The organism is Halopiger xanaduensis SH-6 (assembly GCF_000217715.1).
GTDB classification, from domain to species: Archaea; Halobacteriota; Halobacteria; order Halobacteriales; family Natrialbaceae; genus Halopiger; species Halopiger xanaduensis.
Window position 1 is genome coordinate 15733 of the sequence record NC_015658.1, and the last position, 16318, is coordinate 32050.

General features: G+C 56.4%; 14 protein-coding genes. 8 read left to right on the forward strand and 6 right to left on the reverse strand.

The genetic code is table 11. The features are described from left to right. Window positions 1-617 precede the first annotated feature (617 nt). Complete coding sequence (locus tag HALXA_RS17855; RefSeq protein ID WP_013875652.1) at window positions 618-1175, reverse strand: DUF7344 domain-containing protein; 558 nt, start codon at window positions 1173-1175, stop codon at window positions 618-620. A 628-nt stretch (window positions 1176-1803) separates the two neighbouring features. Here HALXA_RS17855 and HALXA_RS22525 point away from each other — a divergent pair. Together HALXA_RS22525 and HALXA_RS17870 are read left to right on the forward strand one after the other, a co-directional pair. Beyond that, on the forward strand, window positions 1804-2085 hold the full coding sequence (locus HALXA_RS22525) for a hypothetical protein (protein ID WP_013875653.1): 282 nt from the start codon (window positions 1804-1806) through the stop codon (window positions 2083-2085). Between the two features lie 1280 nt (window positions 2086-3365). Next, window positions 3366-4418 (forward strand): DUF1616 domain-containing protein, encoded by a 1053-nt coding sequence (locus HALXA_RS17870; RefSeq protein WP_013875655.1) that lies wholly within the window; start codon window positions 3366-3368, stop codon window positions 4416-4418. Between the two features lie 88 nt (window positions 4419-4506). Here HALXA_RS17870 and HALXA_RS17875 read toward each other — a convergent pair whose 3' ends face one another. Next, entirely contained in the window at window positions 4507-6288 is a 1782-nt protein-coding gene (locus tag HALXA_RS17875; RefSeq protein WP_013875656.1) for an ABC transporter ATP-binding protein, read from the reverse strand. 142 nt (window positions 6289-6430) lie between these two features. Between HALXA_RS17875 and HALXA_RS17880 the strand changes: the two genes are divergently transcribed. From HALXA_RS17880 to asnB, 4 genes are all read left to right on the forward strand, one after another. Then, a complete protein-coding gene (locus tag HALXA_RS17880; RefSeq protein ID WP_013875657.1) occupies window positions 6431-7009 on the forward strand; it encodes a metal-dependent hydrolase in 579 nt (192 codons plus the stop codon). Between the two features lie 132 nt (window positions 7010-7141). After that, window positions 7142-7429 (forward strand): PqqD family protein, encoded by a 288-nt coding sequence (locus HALXA_RS17885; protein WP_013875658.1) that lies wholly within the window; start codon window positions 7142-7144, stop codon window positions 7427-7429. Window positions 7430-7436: 7 nt separating this feature from the next. Next, the gene (locus HALXA_RS17890) at window positions 7437-7883 is read left to right on the forward strand and encodes a lasso peptide biosynthesis B2 protein (protein ID WP_013875659.1); all 447 of its coding nucleotides are present in this window, start codon (window positions 7437-7439) and stop codon (window positions 7881-7883) included. Beyond that, the gene (gene asnB, locus HALXA_RS17895; protein ID WP_013875660.1) at window positions 7880-9820 is read left to right on the forward strand and encodes an asparagine synthase (glutamine-hydrolyzing); all 1941 of its coding nucleotides are present in this window, start codon (window positions 7880-7882) and stop codon (window positions 9818-9820) included. Before HALXA_RS17890 ends, asnB begins: the two co-directional genes overlap by 4 nt. A 269-nt stretch (window positions 9821-10089) precedes the next feature. Here asnB and HALXA_RS22530 read toward each other — a convergent pair whose 3' ends face one another. Beyond that, window positions 10090-10644, reverse strand: a complete 555-nt coding sequence (locus HALXA_RS22530; protein WP_245550142.1) for a hypothetical protein — start codon at window positions 10642-10644, stop codon at window positions 10090-10092. A gap of 60 nt (window positions 10645-10704) precedes the next feature. On the opposite strand from HALXA_RS22530, the gene HALXA_RS22535 reads away from it, so the two are divergent. Beyond that, on the forward strand, window positions 10705-10932 hold the full coding sequence (locus HALXA_RS22535) for a hypothetical protein (RefSeq protein WP_245550143.1): 228 nt from the start codon (window positions 10705-10707) through the stop codon (window positions 10930-10932). Between the two features lie 145 nt (window positions 10933-11077). On the opposite strand, the gene HALXA_RS17905 is transcribed toward HALXA_RS22535, so the two are convergent. The 3 genes from HALXA_RS17905 to HALXA_RS17915 all read right to left on the reverse strand — a co-directional run bounded on the left by HALXA_RS17905 (window position 11078) and on the right by HALXA_RS17915 (window position 14777). Further along, window positions 11078-12247 carry a nucleotidyltransferase domain-containing protein gene (locus HALXA_RS17905; RefSeq protein WP_013875663.1) on the reverse strand — a complete coding sequence of 390 codons (1170 nt, stop codon included), beginning with the start codon at window positions 12245-12247 and terminating at the stop codon, window positions 11078-11080. A gap of 91 nt (window positions 12248-12338) precedes the next feature. Continuing rightward, window positions 12339-13211, reverse strand: coding sequence for a hypothetical protein (locus tag HALXA_RS17910; protein ID WP_013875664.1), 873 nt, complete (start codon window positions 13209-13211; stop codon window positions 12339-12341). Window positions 13212-13337: 126 nt separating this feature from the next. Continuing rightward, entirely contained in the window at window positions 13338-14777 is a 1440-nt protein-coding gene (locus HALXA_RS17915) for a flippase (protein WP_013875665.1), read from the reverse strand. Window positions 14778-14939: 162 nt separating this feature from the next. On the opposite strand from HALXA_RS17915, the gene HALXA_RS17920 reads away from it, so the two are divergent. Then, complete coding sequence (locus tag HALXA_RS17920) at window positions 14940-16316, forward strand: sulfatase-like hydrolase/transferase (protein ID WP_013875666.1); 1377 nt, start codon at window positions 14940-14942, stop codon at window positions 16314-16316. The last annotated feature ends 2 nt before the right edge of the window (window positions 16317-16318 follow it).

Consider the following 16318-nt stretch of genomic DNA (forward strand, 5'->3'; position numbering starts at 1 on the left):
TCTGTAGCCATCGCTTTTGTAATCTGGACTTCGGATCATCAAACTAGTAGTGAACCGGGAGATGCAAATCGTTTTCTCTCGTTGGTCGGCTTGGTATCCGGATATGCAGGACTAGTTTCGAAAAAGATAGCGGCGAAGTGAACGCCGCCTCTACCTAGTGATGGGTATGCAAGGGACTCGAACTCTGGGCCTGCTGACCACGATTTCCTCACTCCCAGCAGAAGCGTGTCGCGTGGACTCACGCCTAATTACGCTCTCAGCGATGCAACTGTTCTTTTCGACTGAACTACACATCCGCTAGCGTCTCTCCACTCCAGATGGCTGTTGCCACTTCCAAAAACCGGCGACAACCTCTATTGTGTTGATCAAACGAGAATATCCTGTGATTTGATTCCGTTTTCGCATATCAGATACGGTGAGTGGACTGTTTGATACCTCCTGATGGAATCCGTGATGGGAACGTATCTTCGCTCAGACACCGTGCCAAAAGACGGACCGTCCTGAACCGGATCTCATCCAAATCACCCATTTGGTGTTACAGATGTACATATGTAAAATTCGAGTATAACGGTCATTACAGCAACTCAATCACTGTCTCGAGTTCACTTTTAGATATATTAGAATGCGATAATATATACAACGAGAATAAATATGGTAACTGCCTCGAGGAGTACTATACCCACCATCAGTGACACATCCACGGTGAGGTCCGGGACGACGTTGGAGAGGCGAACAGTTGATTGCGTCTCGAGGGGACTGGTATCCGTCTCTTCGGTAGTAGTTCGAGCGGTGTAAGAGAATTCTGCAGGTGACCGGCTATCGTGCGACCGGTCGCCGGGCTGCTTTTCGTTGCCGACCGATCTCTCTATGTAAGATAACGTATCGATCACCGTATCGTATCGCTCGGCGCCACTGATCACGTCGTCGTCCTCGACGTATGTGATCACGTCGTTCTTGACGAGTTTCGGTATATGATTTTGTCGTAATGAGACGCGCACGCTGTTCCGAGAGACTTGGTCCTTGCCCTGACTCTTCTCCGCTTCGATAATATCTTCTACTACCGCGTTGAGCGGTATTTCGTCTTCAGTTCGCTCGTTGATTCTGCGTATGATTATCCGCCGTCGGTTATTAGCAAGTACCTCGATGAGCCAGTCGTCGGCGTACGTTGAAGCCATCCGTTCCAAACCTTATATTTTTATTTGATTCCTATGTAATAGATCTTTTGGACGTTGCACACTAGTAATTTCAATTGGGACGATAAGTGAATAGATAACTAGGGGCGATGTGTAGCAGATCCGGTGCCGGAACGGCCACAGCCCTCGTCGAAATGTAACGCTCGTAGCGACCGTTCCCGCACCGCCTGCGAGCAGTTCGCCGACGATTCGGCTTACAGCTCGATACCCCGTCTGCCGAATCCGACAATCGGTCGCGATTCAATCTACGAAGCCGGCAATGGTGAGCCGGATACCGAATCCAACTGTCAAGCGGTACCACGACGGTCCGAGCGCCAACGATTTTCCACTACTCCGTTGAAGGTTCCACCGTCGACAGTGCCCGAACTCCCTGCGGCGCTCAACGACGAAGAGTACGAGGAGGTTGCTCGTAAGTACTGCTCTCGCTGAAGTGCCGAGCTGCATCCGTCGATGACGACAGCGCCGATTACCGTTCTCGTCATGCAGCGATCGATTGCAGCCGTTCTCGACTCGGTGTCTTTCGTATCGCCGTCTAGCCCTGCTCACGGGAGACCGACCCCGTCGAGCAAACCCGAATTTTATCACACCGCTCGACAGTTATTCGAAGTAGATGCCATCACTCCGCAGACAGCGATTTATCTACGCTCATTTTGCCTGGCTACTGAGTGTCGTTCTCCTCCTAACAGTCTTAGATTCGCTTACGTATGATTTGCTCTTTCTGTTCTCGCTGATCGGGTTCTTAGTCGTAACCGAACTTACGGCCCCGGTGAGCGTTACCCCGCGTTGGCGACAGCGCTTGATCTGGCCGATCGTACTCGGATTGATCGGCTTTACAGTACTCGTCGTCCGCCGAATCGTCGCTATCCTTCCGCCGGAAGTTCTTCCGGTGTGACTATTTGACGAGTCGAGCGGTTCCTGTCGACTTCGTTAACCATCCCGATCCCGTCTTCCGAGACGTTTCGCTAGCCCTCGTTGGTTCCTCCGATCCGATCTCGGTCCGCACTGCTCGTATAAAACTGACAGGTAACGAACCAGTCAGCCCGACCGTCCGCGCTGGTCACGTCTACTTTCACCGGTCGTTCGAGTCCCGTCGCCAGTCCAGTTGCGAGAATCGACGGAATCGGGTGATCGAATCGATCGAGCGGGCCGACCGCACTATCCGAAATCGCGACCGTGACGCAGTCCGACTCGGGATCGAACTGGGGGTTTGCACGAGATGCAAGTTCGAACTGGTCGGTGATTCCGTCACAGAGCTGCACGGCAAGCGGTGCGGGTTTCTGGGCGAGTTCACCCGAGAGTGTGTGTTCGATCTCCCTCACGAGAGCCGCACCGATCGGCTCGAGAACTAGATCCTGCCGTTCCTCGAGACTAGGCGCGTTCGTCGATTGGACCGTGTTCAGCGTCCGCCCACGCTCGTGTCGCGGCACGCATAGCCGAGGTGATTGGGTTCCTTTGCCGGGTCGATAGATACGAATGGATTGCAAATCGAGGGCGCTCGCGAGCATCGACCAGTTATCAGCGGTCGTTCCGTAGATACGCTCGGCCACATTCGCAGCGACGAATCGTTCGGGGGTTACGTAGTATGTGAGTACCGCTCCGTACACGCCGATCGCTCCGAGCGCGACGAACACGGTGCGTTCAGCAGGTAACAGTACGCCTCCTGCAAGCATTGCGAGGCCGACCGTCGCGAGTACGAGAGCCGCCCGCCGGTAAGTTTTACGCGCTCGCACGTACTCCTTATACGGATTCTCGGATCCGAGGAATTCGATTCGCGACGCGATATCGAATCGATCGGTCCGAGCTGTCGTCGCCGCTACTGGAGCGGTAGTCGATCCGCCATCCGTCTCCGATCGTTCGGTGGGTTGTGACGTACTCATTGGGATCATCCCGTTCTGTCGACTTCGAGGGGGCGTGCGTCGGTGTCGTTCACGCTCACCGGTCCGTCGATCGACACGGTCGGGACGGCCGCGTAACGCGTCGATATTCTATCCGGATAGGGTCGATTCTCTATCCGGACTCGTTACGTTTGATTCGTATCTCTCTAATTTTGTGTGTTCTGTGTTGAAATTACCGGTTCCACGTCTTTCGATCGCGCGCAGTTTCCAGGGACTGGAAACGATAGTTGAGCCGATCGACCGATTTTTCATGGTTAGTAAACATATCCCGCACCGAATGGAAGACCGACGAATACAGCGATTTGATGTTCCCGACCGAGCACGCCGGTTGCCGGCCGATCTCGCAGCGGCCGTCGTCGTCACCGGACTAGTCAACGGTGCCGTGTTCGTGCCGATACTGCGTGAGACGCCGCTTCGGATCCCGCTCGGGCTCGTCTTCGTTCTATTTGTTCCCGGATACGTCTCCGTTGCCGCTCTCTTTCCCGAAGACGGGACGGCTATCGCGACGTCGGCGACTAGTGGTCAGTCTCGAGAGACTAGCTGGGGACTCAGTCCGCTTCACCGGCCGGGAATTAATCGGCTCGAACGCATCGCGCTCTCCTTTGGCGGAAGCCTCGCTGTCGTTCCGTTGATTGGGCTCGCTCTCAACTTCACTCCGTGGGGCGTTCGATTGATCCCGATCACGCTCGCGCTGACTAGTTTCACGATCGCTATGACCGCGATTGCCGCCGTTCGACGGTGGCGACTTTCCGACGAAGACCGATTTCGCATTCCGTACCGCGAGTGGTACCGCGCTGGCCGGAGCGAGCTTTTCGAGTCGCCGTCGCGTCGCGGGACGATCCTGAACGTCCTACTCGTCGCCTCCGTCGTCCTCGCCGCCGGGACGGTCTCGTTTGCAGTCGTCGTCTCGCAGGAAAGCGAACAGTACTCCGCCGTGTATCTGCTTTCCGAGACCGAGGACGGAGAACTAGTTGCCGATAACTATACCACCGAATTCGCGCATGGAGAGTCGCAACCGATCACCGTCGGCGTCGACAACCACGAATACGAAGCGACCAACTATACCGTCGTCCTGCTCGAGCAGTCCGTAACCGTCGACGACAACGAGACGATCGTCGAAGCGCAACGCGAACTCGATCGCTTCGAGACGCGGTTAGCTCACAACGAAACGTGGCGCCATCAACACCGACTCGAACCGACGATGACCGCCGAGAACACTCGATTCGTTTGGTTGTTGTACCCCGGCGGTAACGATATCGTCCCGGACGAGCCGTCGATTGATACCGCCGAGTATCACGTCCATCTTTGGGTCAACGACGCGGAGACGTAATCCGATTCAACCGCTCGGGATCGCTTCGCCGTTCGCGTCGTTCTGCGTCCGCGTGGTTCGTGGTTCGGATGACCCTGCGACGTGCTCCTCACGACTGTGTCGCATAGAGGTCGGCGTAGGGCCCGTCGCGTTCGAGGAGTTGCTCGTGCGTTCCGTTTTCGACGACGGTTCCGTCGACGAGGGTGTAGATTCGGTCAGCATCGTCGATCGTCGAGAGGTCATGTGCGATACTGATCGTCGCGTACTGATCCTCCAATGCGTTGATTCCTGCATACACGTCCCGCTCGATGTTCGAATCGAGTTCGCTGGTCGCTTCGTCGAGCACTAACAGGTCGGCGTCCGTGAGGAGCGCTCGCGCGATCGCAACGCGTTGTTTCTGCCCGCCGGACAGCCGCACCCCGTCTTCGCCGAGTTCGGTCTCGTACCCGTTCGGGAGCTCCGAAAGGAATTCGGTCACTTGGGCGATCTCACAGGCTCGCTCGACCGCGGCTCGAGGGGCATCCCGATTGCCCACCTTGACGTTTTCGAGGAGCGTTCCGTCGAACAGGTACGGATCCTGCCTGACCACGGCGATTCGTCGCCGCCACTGCGTCACGTCGAACGCTTCGATCGGCGTTCCGTCCGCGAGAATTCGACCGGTGTCGGGACGCTGCAATCGACCGAGCAACGACACGATCGTCGATTTCCCGGCTCCCGACGGGCCGACGAGCGCGATCTTTTCCCCGCGGGAAACGCCGAACGAGACGGACTCGAGGACTCGCTCGCCGTCGTCGTACGCGAACGAGACGTCGTCGAATTCGAGCCGGTCGATCGATTCGACGGGACGGTCACCGTCGGCGTCGCTCTGTTTCTTCGACTCGAGTTCGTGGATTCGCGACTGGACGCGGACGACGTGGGGCAGTTGCCCGTCCAATTGGTAGAGGGCGGTGTTTATCTGGTTCACGACGGGCGACAGTCGAAAGACCGCAAAGAGGAACACGCTGAGTTGCGCCAGCGTGAGACTCGTGTACCTGAACCCAGCGTAAACGAGCCCGAAGACGACGATGGCGTTCGAAAACCGATTGAGATTGTTCAGCGCCGCCTGGTTGCGCCGGAGCCTCACGCTGTCGGTTTCGTAGTCATCGAGCACGGTTCGCATTCGATCGACGAGCTCCGATCGCATGTTGAACAGCCGGACGTCGCGCATTCCCTGAATGGCGGTCTGGGAGATCGTCTGTATTCGGTCGTTTGCAGTCGCGATGTCGTCGCCGGCCGTGTACGCCGGCTCGAGGACGTACCGGACCGCTATCGTGCTCAGTCCGAGTCCCACGAGCGCGACCGCCGTCAGCTCCAGGGAGAGGAGCGCCGCGATGACGAGATAGATCCCGCCCCGAAGCGTCACCTCGACGATCTTGAACCCCGCCATAGCGATCCCCCCGGCCCGGTTCGTTTCCGTGATGAGACTGTTGAGCAGTTCGTCGGAGCCGGCTCGGTCGATGTACTCGATCGGTCCGTACACCAACGAGTCGAACAGGCGCTGCCGGAGATGGCGCTGGTAACTCATACTGAGCACCGACTGCAGCCACGCGGTGAGGAAACTCAGCACGAACCGGACGCCCATAACCGCTGCAACCCCGAGAATGAGTAGCTCGAGCGTGAACGGGAGGCCGAAAAACGAATAGAGGCGAACGAATGTTCCGAGAATCCCGTCTGCATCGCTCGGCGGTGCCGACGACTGGGCGAGTTCAACGATCGGGAGCAAGAACCCGAGTCCGATCCCCTCGAGAAGCGCCGTCGCGAGACTCAGTACGACGATTGCCGTTCCGAGGAGCGGACGAAACAGCATCGCCTCGTGGATCGCGGCCGCTTTTTCGCGGATGTCGCCTGACATGTGTTTCGCGTAGCGTCTACCACGAAAGCGATTTAAATAAAATACAGTACCACCCTCGAACCACCGGCCCGCTAGTGGACGGACTAGACCGAACGAATGCGAAAGCTTACGGTATCCGCATTGGACTAGCGAGAAGACTACAATGCTTCCGTGGGGCCATCTCGGCGTCGGCTATCTCGTTTACACTGTCGGAACGCGCGTCCTTCTGGATCGCCCGCCACAGGGGCAACCTGTACTCGCACTCGCGCTTGGAACGCAGGCTCCCGATCTCATCGATAAACCGCTCAACTGGTGGTTCGACGTCTTCGACGGGCGAGCGATCGGGCACTCGTTGTTGACGACTATCCCGATTTGTCTGCTGTTGTTCCTCATCGGCAAACGGTACGACCGCGGTGGTCTCGCGGTCGCCGTTTCGATCGGCGTCTTCACCCATCTGCTCGGCGATGCGTGGCGGCCGTTACTCGCGGGTAACTTCGAACCCGCCAGCTATCTCCTGTGGCCCCTGTTCTCGCCGCCGACGTATCCCTCGGATAGCTTCGCTGACCACCTTCAACAGTGGGTCGCCCACGTGCAAACGCTCCAGACATTCCCCTGGCGGCATCTCCTGTTTGACCAGTTCGGCGTCCAGTTGTTGCTCGCTGTCGTCGTCTTTACCGTTTGGGCACTCGACGGATTTCCCGGCGCTCGAACGATTCTGGACTGGATAACCCGCAGAGCGTAGCGAGACGATTCAGCGCTCGGCTTCTGAGCGCCCGAGCGTGTTTCTAGTCCAAATGTCGCACATAATCCGGATTCACGTCAGAAGGATTAATAGTTGTCCCCTCGATATCCCTCCTAATCGGGGGTACTAGACGTGACCAACCTTTCCGCATCGACACAAGTCAGCCGAACTGAGAACTGCCTGGCAACGACGATCGACGGGGAGACCGTTATCCTCCACCGGGACGCGGAGAAATACTACGGTCTCAACGAGGTTGGGACGGTCGTCTGGGACTCGTTACAGCGACCCCGAACGATCGAGGAAATATGTGATGAAGTGACCGCGACGTACGATGTCTCGGACAACCGCTGTCGAAACGACGTCGAGGACATCCTAGTAGAGATGAACGAGAAGAACCTCGTTCGGTTCGAGACGACATAGCTCACACATGGGGCGAACGCCTTCGTTTCTCTCGTATTCGGTCGGGGATCAGGTTCGAGTGCTCGCTGCAGTCGCCCTGTTGCTCTCGCTGCCGCCGGTACTCGTCGTGATTCGGTTCGAACGGGTTCGGCGGTTTCTGTTACGGGCCAGCGACGTCGCGGCAGTAGCGATTCCCGGCGACCCCACGCCGGCCCGAATCGTTTCAGCTACCGAGGCGGCTGACCGCCAGCTGCCGGGATCGAGGACGTGTCTCGTCCGGTCGTTGACGACCGAAACGCTCCTTCGTCTCTACGCGTTCACGCCAGACCACCGGATCGGCGTCACGAAAGGATCCGACGGCGCCGTGAAAGCGCACAGTTGGCTCGAGTTCGACGGCGAGATCCTGATCGGTGATCTGGAGGACCTCTCGCAGTACGAACCGTTACCACCCTTGAACCGAGGGACCAACTCGTGAGCGGTTTTGTCGTCCTGTTCAACCGTCAGGGGACCGGTCTCGATCGGGGCGTCGCTCGAGCGATGCTCGATCGGATCGACCATCGCGGTCCCGACGGGAGCGGGCTCTGGTGTGACGGGAACGTCGCACTGGGCCATCAGCACCTCCAGTCGACGCCGGAATCGAAGTTCGATGACCAGCCCGCTCGGGACGACGGTCTCGTCGTCGTCGCCGACGCTCGCCTCGATAATAGGGGTGAACTACGCCAGAAACTCGGGCTTCGGGAGGCTGGACGTCCCGTTCCCGATAGCCAACTGCTTCTGGCCGCGTACAAAAAATGGGGTCGGAACTGCGTCGAACGGTTACTCGGTTCGTTCGCCTTCGTTATCTGGGACGATGATCGAGACGTCGTCTTTTGCGCACGCGACCGGTTCGGCGTCAAACCGCTGTACGTTCACCGCGGCGATGACGTCTTCGCGGCCGCGTCCGAATTGAAGGCGCTGCTGACTCATCCGGCCGTCTCGGCCGCCGTCGACGAGGTGAAGATCGGCGATTTTCTCGTCGGGCGGTTCGACGACAAAGAGCGGACGTTTTACCGGGAGATCCGGCGGCTCCCGCCCGCTCACACGTTGACTATCGGCACCACCGACGTCGAAAAGCGCCAGTACTGGGACCTCGATCCGACGCGAACGATCTCGCTTGAGTCGGACTCGGCCTACGAGCGTCGCTTCCGCGAACTCTTTCAGCAGGCCGTCGAGTGTCGCCTTCGGACGAGCGGCACCGTCGGGACGTCGCTCAGCGGCGGGCTCGATTCGTCGTCGATTACCGTGATGGCGCGGACCCTGGTCCCGTCGGCGAAATCGTTACCGACGTTCTCGAACGTCTACGACGACGCTCCCTCGAGCGACGAACGCGAGTTCATCGAATCGGTGACCGCCCGGCGGGGGATCGAATCCAACTACGTGTTTCTCGACGACGTCGGATCCTTCGGGGATTGCGAGCGGATGTTTCGCCACTACGATCTGCCGCCTCACGATACGATGCATCACGCTATCTGGGAGCGCGTGAAACGCGCCGATCGAGATGGCGTCGACGTCTTGCTGGAAGGCGCGCTCGGGGACAGCGCCGTCGGATACGGACTCGGATTTCTATCGGAGTTACTGCGGACGGGTCGCTGGTGGCAACTCTGGAGCGAGCTTCGAGCGATGAGCGACATCGTCGGCGCTTCGCCGCGACACCTGTTCGTTCGACACGCGGTAGCGCCGCTCGTCCCGGAACAGCTCGATCGGTTGCGCTCGCGATTACGCGGCGACCCCATCCTGGAAGCGGCCGAAAACCCCGCCCTCGATTCGGCGTTTGTCGATCGAATCGGACTGCGACGCCGAATCAAAGCGACCGATTTGGGCGTCTCCGTCCTCCGAGAAACGGCACGCCGGCGCCAACGCCGGTCATTGCTTTCCGGACTGCTAACGGCGAGTTTGGAGACCGCGGATTTAGCGTTCGCTGCGTTCGGTGTCGAGCCGCGGTATCCGTTCACCGATACGCGCCTCGTCGAGTTTTCCCTCGCGATGCCCCCGTCACAGCAGCTTTCGGACGGATGGACTCGTTCGATCATTCGACGATCGCTCCGCGACCTTCTGCCGGAACAAATCCGAACGCGTCCATGGAAAACCGACATGAGTGAGGGGTTCTGCAATTCGTTAGCCCTCGAGCAGGAGGACCTTCAACGACTGGTCAACGATCCCGGCCCGCTAACGACGTATCTCGATGAGCAGGAACTGCGAACGACCTACGACCGGTTCCCCGGAAACGCCGATATCCGTGATGCGCGAGTGCTCTTTCGAGCGCTCTCGCTCTCGAAGTGGTTCGATGCGGATACCGTTGCTGATCGGAATCCTCGTCACAGCGACGGGGAACTCCACACGTCCGGTGTGCGTTCGTCGACCGTGGACGACTAGGAACCTTCTTCGTTCGATCACCACAAACGGCTATTAATTCTACACGCCAGTCAGAATTAAGTAATATCAGATATACTTATAGAATGCGATGTCCGGCAACAAAGATAGCAGTCAGTACAGTCCGCCCGAACTGACTGAATACGGCTCGATCGAATCGGTCACGGAACAAGTGAACAAGGAAGGAGTGGCGTCCGACCAGTGGAGTGAGAACACCCCGCTCCTCGGGTCCATCCAACCCGCTCCGACGTAACGAACAGCAGTATTTTGTTTTACTTTAGATCGGTAACCACTACCTCGACTAGCTCCGGGAGCCGCGCGTGATCGTCGGGTCGGCGTACTATTCGGATCGGCGCGGTCTCGACGACTCGTCGACACTGCTGGAAGTGAACTGCAAACTGGTCCGTATCGCCGAGCAAACCTCGAGCGTACGTTCTCGAGACGAGTTCCAACACCGACTCCGGTCCGGATATCGCCTCGAGGCCGAGTTCGTCGCCTTCCCGCAGCACGTAACAGCCGGCTAGCGGGGCGGGATCAGGAATCTCGTCGATCCGGAGCAATCGTTTCTCGTACCACGAATCCGAGAAGGGCGTCGTGCTGTCTTCCAGACCGAGGGCCGTCGCTGCGTCCGGTCGCAACCGCAGTTGCGGTACGCCCGGTAGTACCGTGGGACCATTTGAATCGAATCGGATGGCGACGACGTCGTCCTCGAGAATCGAATACCCGCTCGCGTTGAATGCCGCCGCAGTCGTCGATTTCCCCGCGCCTCTCGGTCCGAGAAACACTACCGCCTGCCCGTTAACGGAGACGGCACTAGCGTGGAGCACTAGATGATCTCGCTGATGGAGGACTAGTCCTAAGAGTTCGTTTTCGATGAGCCGGTAGAAATGCTCTCTTTCGACGACGTGCTCCTCGAGCGGATCGAAAGTGATCCGGTCGCCGTCTTCGACCAGGACGGAACCGAGGGAGTCGTACGTAAGCCGTACTGCATCGGGCGTTGCTTCGATATGGCGTCCCCCGCAATCTCCATCTCTTTCGGCCTCCGGAACAGGCTCGACGTTTCCGCGACATATCTCTACGTCCACGTCGGTCGCCCGTCTCTCGACGATCGGTAAGTCGGGCAGTCGGAAGTCCGAACGTATCGTTAGGTCGTACGCAGTGTGCTGTACCATTACTCTCTGCTATCGTCGTATTGCCTGTGTGTCCTACAGTCACCTATACGTTTGGCGAACGTCGTCTCCTGCGGACTCTTCCTAGTAATCACGTTCCACGCGACTCCCGAAGCCGCGACAGCAGTATTCGACTCACCCGCAGCCAGCGCACGACGACATAAAGCGGAGCGAGCAGCCGTGGAAGCGAGACGGCCGTGATATCGGCGGGGGTGGGGGTACAGATTCCGCCGAGCCAGAGCCGTACTTTGTCGCGGTTGCGATCCAGCGTTCGGGACTGGTACTGCTTCAGCCGGAAATTGTTCTTCCCGCTGAAGAGGTTACCGTACACGTGCGATCGTAACCCAGGAATCTCCGGATCCGATCGAATTTTCTGCCGAACATCGTCGGGAAGCGGAGCGTCGAGAAGACCGGCCGCGGTCGCGAGTCCAAGGTACACCATTCGTTCGCAGCGATGGGACCGGGCACGCCTATCGAGGGTTTCCCAGTCGAACGAACGCGTTCGTAAATACGCTGCAACATCGCAGATCCACTGCAGTCGCTCCCACCGATGTCGGGTTCCGTGAACACACAGCATGAGGAGCCGATCTTCCGGCGACAGAACGGGTAGCTCGCTGTCGGCGATCGACAGCGATTCGCGTCGACTCCAGACGGTCTCAAAGTTAAGCCGAGTCGGAAAGTACCGGTCAACGATCTGCCAGTGTAGTTCGATTTCCGTGGCGGTCGACGGGTGTTTCAACGGATAATCGCGACTAACTCTATCGTAGACCCACTCCTGCGCATCGGTGAGCTCGTACCACGGCTGATAGCCCCGCTCGTACAGTGCGGCTTTGGCTTTGGGGAGGGCATCGCGCGAAACGAGCAAGTCGAGATCGCCGAAGTCGCGTCGACCAATATCGCCGTACGCACGCTCGGCGATGACCGGCCCCTTATATGGAATCGCTCGAATCCCTCGGTTTCGAAACGACCGAACGACCTCCACCAACTCTTGGACCATCTGAAGATTTCGATGCGAGCGGCGCTGCGCTTGTGCTTTGAGTTTCTCGAATGCTTCTGGCGGAACACCGTCCTGAGTGCGTAATGCGTCTAAAACGAGGTAACTAACACCGTGCTTCCCGGTGATCGTAATCACCTCGTCCCAATTTAGCGCGTCTTCAGGGATAGCCACGGCGTCCGTATCGGGCTCGAACGCTGTCCGCACGCAGCGGACCACGAGTCGTTCTTCCGGCTCAAAATTAGTTTCATACCCTTCTTCGGTCATAGCTGTGCGCTGGTCTACCCGTCTATTGTGCAATACTCGTGATAAGAGTGCGGTACCGACGAAACGGTCACCGTTGTTGCCTGTACGGCAGCTAATTCATATAGCCGAGGTCCCGTAACCGCTCCCCGACGCTTTGATCGGCGTAGTCTTGGGATCCGCTTTCCGTTTTCTCACCCGACTCGATCTCTCGTCGGTCTCCCGATTCGTACACGAGCCAGGGCACTTTCACTAGCGCGTCGTGGTGGATCCCGATCTGGTGGCCGCAGTAACTGATCGGAATCGGCGAGCCCCGTTCGCCCAACATCTCGCCGTGATCAGCGGTTACCACCGTTTTCCCGTCTATTTCCTCTAAAAGCTCTGCTACGTAGTCGTGTACAATCTCGAAGGTTTCGCGAAGGGCTGCCCGCCAGTCTTCGGCGGTGACGAGATCGTGCTTCAACTCGTAGGTGAGAAATTCGAGCAACGACGGATCCGCCTCCCGATTCGGTCCGATCACTAACTCTTCCGCTGTCGGACCTAAGAACGGCCCGTGCGGCTGGTTATAGTGGATTATCAGACGCTTGTTTGGATACTTCTCGAGTGCGTCTCGAGCCGCGTCGGTCATTTCGTCGGGCGGGACGTTCTGTATATCGTTATCCCATCGGTCGGTCCAGACATCAACGATATCGTGGAACTCGACGTTGAGTTCGCTTTGCAAGCGCGAAATTTGGGGCGTCGCGGTGACATAGACCGTGTCCGGGAGCTCTCGATCGCGAAAGTTTCCTCGCAGGAACTCGACGGTTCCCCCTCCGCGCGAAATTCGTGACTCGAGTTTCCCCGGTAGGTCGTGGTGCTCTGCGAATATATCGTACCGACAGGCGTCGAGGATGATCAGCGTATCCCAGTCTTCGTCCATCACATCGACGCCGCTTCGATTGTAGTCGTGCGCTTGTGAGACGTACGTGAATTTCGAATTGACAGTCATCAGCGCTTCTCGCGGTCGAACAGTGTTCCGTAGTATCTGTTTAGTAGTCACCATAGCGATTGGTGTCTATAGTCACTTCCTTTTAATCCGTATTAGTGGTACTGAATAGAACTAGTCCCTATCGCATCAGCTAGTGGCCACTATTTCGTTGTAGAGTTTGTCGACGTCGTCTTTCGTTAGTTCTCCGACTGCAACGGTGACTGCCGTGTAACTGGCAACTCCTGTGATGATCTTCGCCGGTATAGAGTGGACGATCCCCGTTTCTAATACCGCTACCATGAGGAGGGCCGCAAAGGTAGTACGGAGTATCGTCAGGAGAGGGAATTTGACCGGAATTATCCTTCTCACGAATACAAACACCAGACAGAACGTCAGACCGTAGGTCAGCGACGTCGTAATTGCAGCCCCAAAGACCCCCAAGATCGGTATCAATAGTATATTCATGACCGTGTTCAGGCCGGCGCCTAGATACCGTATCTTTGCCGCTAGTACGTTTTTCTTCGCAGCGTTGAGCGTCGTTGCTATTATTCGATCGAGGCCCCGGAGGGCGATCCCGACCGCGATAGTTGCGACGAGATAGTTCGATGGAACTTCGGCACTGGTCTCTAAGAGAATAGCTACCAAGTCCGGTGTGAGTGTATAAAGACCGGCGATACTCGGGACTGCTATGAGCAGGAAGTATCTGCTTCCGGTATCTAACAGGAGTTTGATCTCGTCTCTTCTGTCGTTCTCGAACAACTCGCTTATCTCCGGGAAATAGACGGTCCGGATCGGGAACGTATAGATAGTGATCGAAACTGCGAGCTGGTAGGCGGCTGAATAGACGCCGACTGCTGCCGGTCCTAAAAAGGACCCCACGAGTATTCGGTCGATTCGACCCGAAATCGTGCTTGCTAGATGGGAAAACGCAAACGGAATTGCGTATCGAAGGTGGTCGACTGTTTTCTCGAAGCGAGGGACCGACCATCCGATATCATTCGCGATCAACACTTGAAGTATCCCCGAGATAAGCACTTCGACACCGACTATACCAAGGAATAACTCCTCGAGAGTGCCCTCGAATACAAACAGAACGAGGAGAACGATCCCTATAATTCCGTACGCCTCGACGCCGCGAATTATAGAGTATCGCTTCAGATGAGACCGAGATCTGTAGAAATCCTCCTGCAGCTTTAATAGTATCCGCGTTACGACGAGGAAGCCACCGATTTGGATCACGGCTGCGTACTCGACGGTGCCGAGTGTGAGCGACGAGATAGTCGTCGCAAACAAATAGAGTAATCCGTAGACCACTACCCCGCTTATAATCGATATCACCAGGATGGAATAATAGATTTCGGCGAGATCGTCTTCATTCGACTTCGCGAAACGGATTAACGAATAATGTAGTCCGAGACCGAATATCAACTGTAGCAGTCGGGTTATCGCGAGTATTTGCGAATAAACGCCGAATGCAGCTAATCCGAGGGTCGCCGTGATGAGTGGTATGAATATCAATCCTCGGAGACGGATCAAAATCTCAACAACTAGGTTCGATATAATATCAGTGGGTAGGCCTGACTTCATACTCTCTAAATATAATTCGCTGAAGAATCAACCATGATTCTCCATCCTCTCACTCATAATATTTCATCGAAGGGAACGATACTATCGTAAATCTACTGCTTCCGGATAATATTAAACCAGCTAGCGGTGGTTAAATAATACTCCAGCGCTAATTACGGAGGTATGACAGCCGTATTCTTGATCACGCTGGATGCCTTTCGAGCGGACCTGATTTCCGAAGAAGTGACGCCGTTCCTCTGGAAGGCATCGTCACAGGGAATTAATTTTACTAACGCAGTTGCGACCGGATCCGGCACCTCATCGGCTTTTCCAGGTATCTTAGCTGGCACGCTGCCACTTCAACACGGATACGCGAAACTTCGAGAGGAGCATACCACGATAGCGGAGCAGCTCCCGTCTTCGGTGAGCACGATCGGCGTGTCGAGTAGCACCCCTACGTCTAGCGTCTATAATTTTGACACTGGGTTTGACGATTTTACCGGTATTGAAGGAGAGAGCAGAGTGAGCGAAGTTCGAGAAAAGGTGAGAAACAGCGACTTCATCCGCAATAACCAGACGGTCCTTCATATCGGGGAGAAGATCACGCAGTTACTGAGAAAAGCAACGGCGTCGTCGGAAGAGGATGAAATTCCCTATCTAAGGGCCGAAACCGTCACGAAGTCGCTCTTCGAAAAAATAGACGGACAGACCGAGGACCTGTTCGTGTGGGCTCATTATATGGATACGCACACCCCGTATTATCCACCCGATCAACACTTTCGAGGAAAACCTGACTCCTATTCGAGAACCGAAATAAACACCATCATCAGCGAGTATCACCCGAAGATACTGGAGGAAGATGCGGAATGCTCGCTTTCCGATGCGGTACTGAACGCACTGTGGGACTATTACGAAGCTGAAGCGTCCTACATCGATTCTAATATAAAGGAATTAGCTTCTCACATTAGAGAGCAGTATGACGAATTCACGCTTATTATCTGCGCTGATCATGGCGAGGAGTTCGGTGAACACGGACATTTCGGTCATCCGCCGAAACTCTATGAAGAATTGGTTCACGTTCCGTTGATCATCTATTCCGACCGGCACGAACCGAAAACCGTTTCGAAGCCGGTTTCGGTCGCTCGAGTGCCGGCGACCGTTGCAGATCTCTTCGATGTTGAACCGAGCGCCGAGTGGAAAACTCCGTCTCTGTTGACGGAAGACGGTAGCCAAAATGACCGGCCAGTTTTCTCTGAACTCTCCCATACGCCGAAGGAGGGGCTCGGTGGGACGGTCCAACCGGAGAAAGCGATACTGAGCGTTCGCAAAGGACGGTGGAAATACATCCTGAATAAACAAACGGACTCCGAGGAACTTTATGATCTATCTGTGGATGACCGTGAGCGGAACAACGTTATTGACGAACATCGAGAGATAGCCAATGAGCTCCGTCAACTTTGTAATGAACGCTTAGACGAAATTTCGTCGAATGATTCTCAGATCGACGTATCCACTGACGTGTCCGATAGACTCGAGAAATTAGGGTATATCGAAAAATAACT

Excerpts from the sequence above, each read along its gene's own strand:
- HALXA_RS17915 (WP_013875665.1), bottom strand. The coding sequence starts at position 14,777 with ATGAAGTCAGGCCTACCCACTGATATTATATCGAACCTAGTTGTTGAG.
- HALXA_RS17875 (WP_013875656.1), bottom strand. The coding sequence starts at position 6,288 with ATGTCAGGCGACATCCGCGAAAAAGCGGCCGCGATCCACGAGGCGATG.
- HALXA_RS17920 (WP_013875666.1), top strand. The coding sequence starts at position 14,940 with ATGACAGCCGTATTCTTGATCACGCTGGATGCCTTTCGAGCGGACCTG.
- HALXA_RS17855 (WP_013875652.1), bottom strand. The coding sequence starts at position 1,175 with ATGGCTTCAACGTACGCCGACGACTGGCTCATCGAGGTACTTGCTAAT.
- HALXA_RS17890 (WP_013875659.1), top strand. The coding sequence starts at position 7,437 with ATGGGGCGAACGCCTTCGTTTCTCTCGTATTCGGTCGGGGATCAGGTT.
- HALXA_RS17910 (WP_013875664.1), bottom strand. The coding sequence starts at position 13,211 with ATGACTGTCAATTCGAAATTCACGTACGTCTCACAAGCGCACGACTAC.
- HALXA_RS22535 (WP_245550143.1), top strand. The coding sequence starts at position 10,705 with ATGCTCTCTTTCGACGACGTGCTCCTCGAGCGGATCGAAAGTGATCCG.
- HALXA_RS17905 (WP_013875663.1), bottom strand. The coding sequence starts at position 12,247 with ATGACCGAAGAAGGGTATGAAACTAATTTTGAGCCGGAAGAACGACTC.
- HALXA_RS22525 (WP_013875653.1), top strand. The coding sequence starts at position 1,804 with ATGCCATCACTCCGCAGACAGCGATTTATCTACGCTCATTTTGCCTGG.
- HALXA_RS17880 (WP_013875657.1), top strand. The coding sequence starts at position 6,431 with ATGCTTCCGTGGGGCCATCTCGGCGTCGGCTATCTCGTTTACACTGTC.
- HALXA_RS17870 (WP_013875655.1), top strand. The coding sequence starts at position 3,366 with ATGGAAGACCGACGAATACAGCGATTTGATGTTCCCGACCGAGCACGC.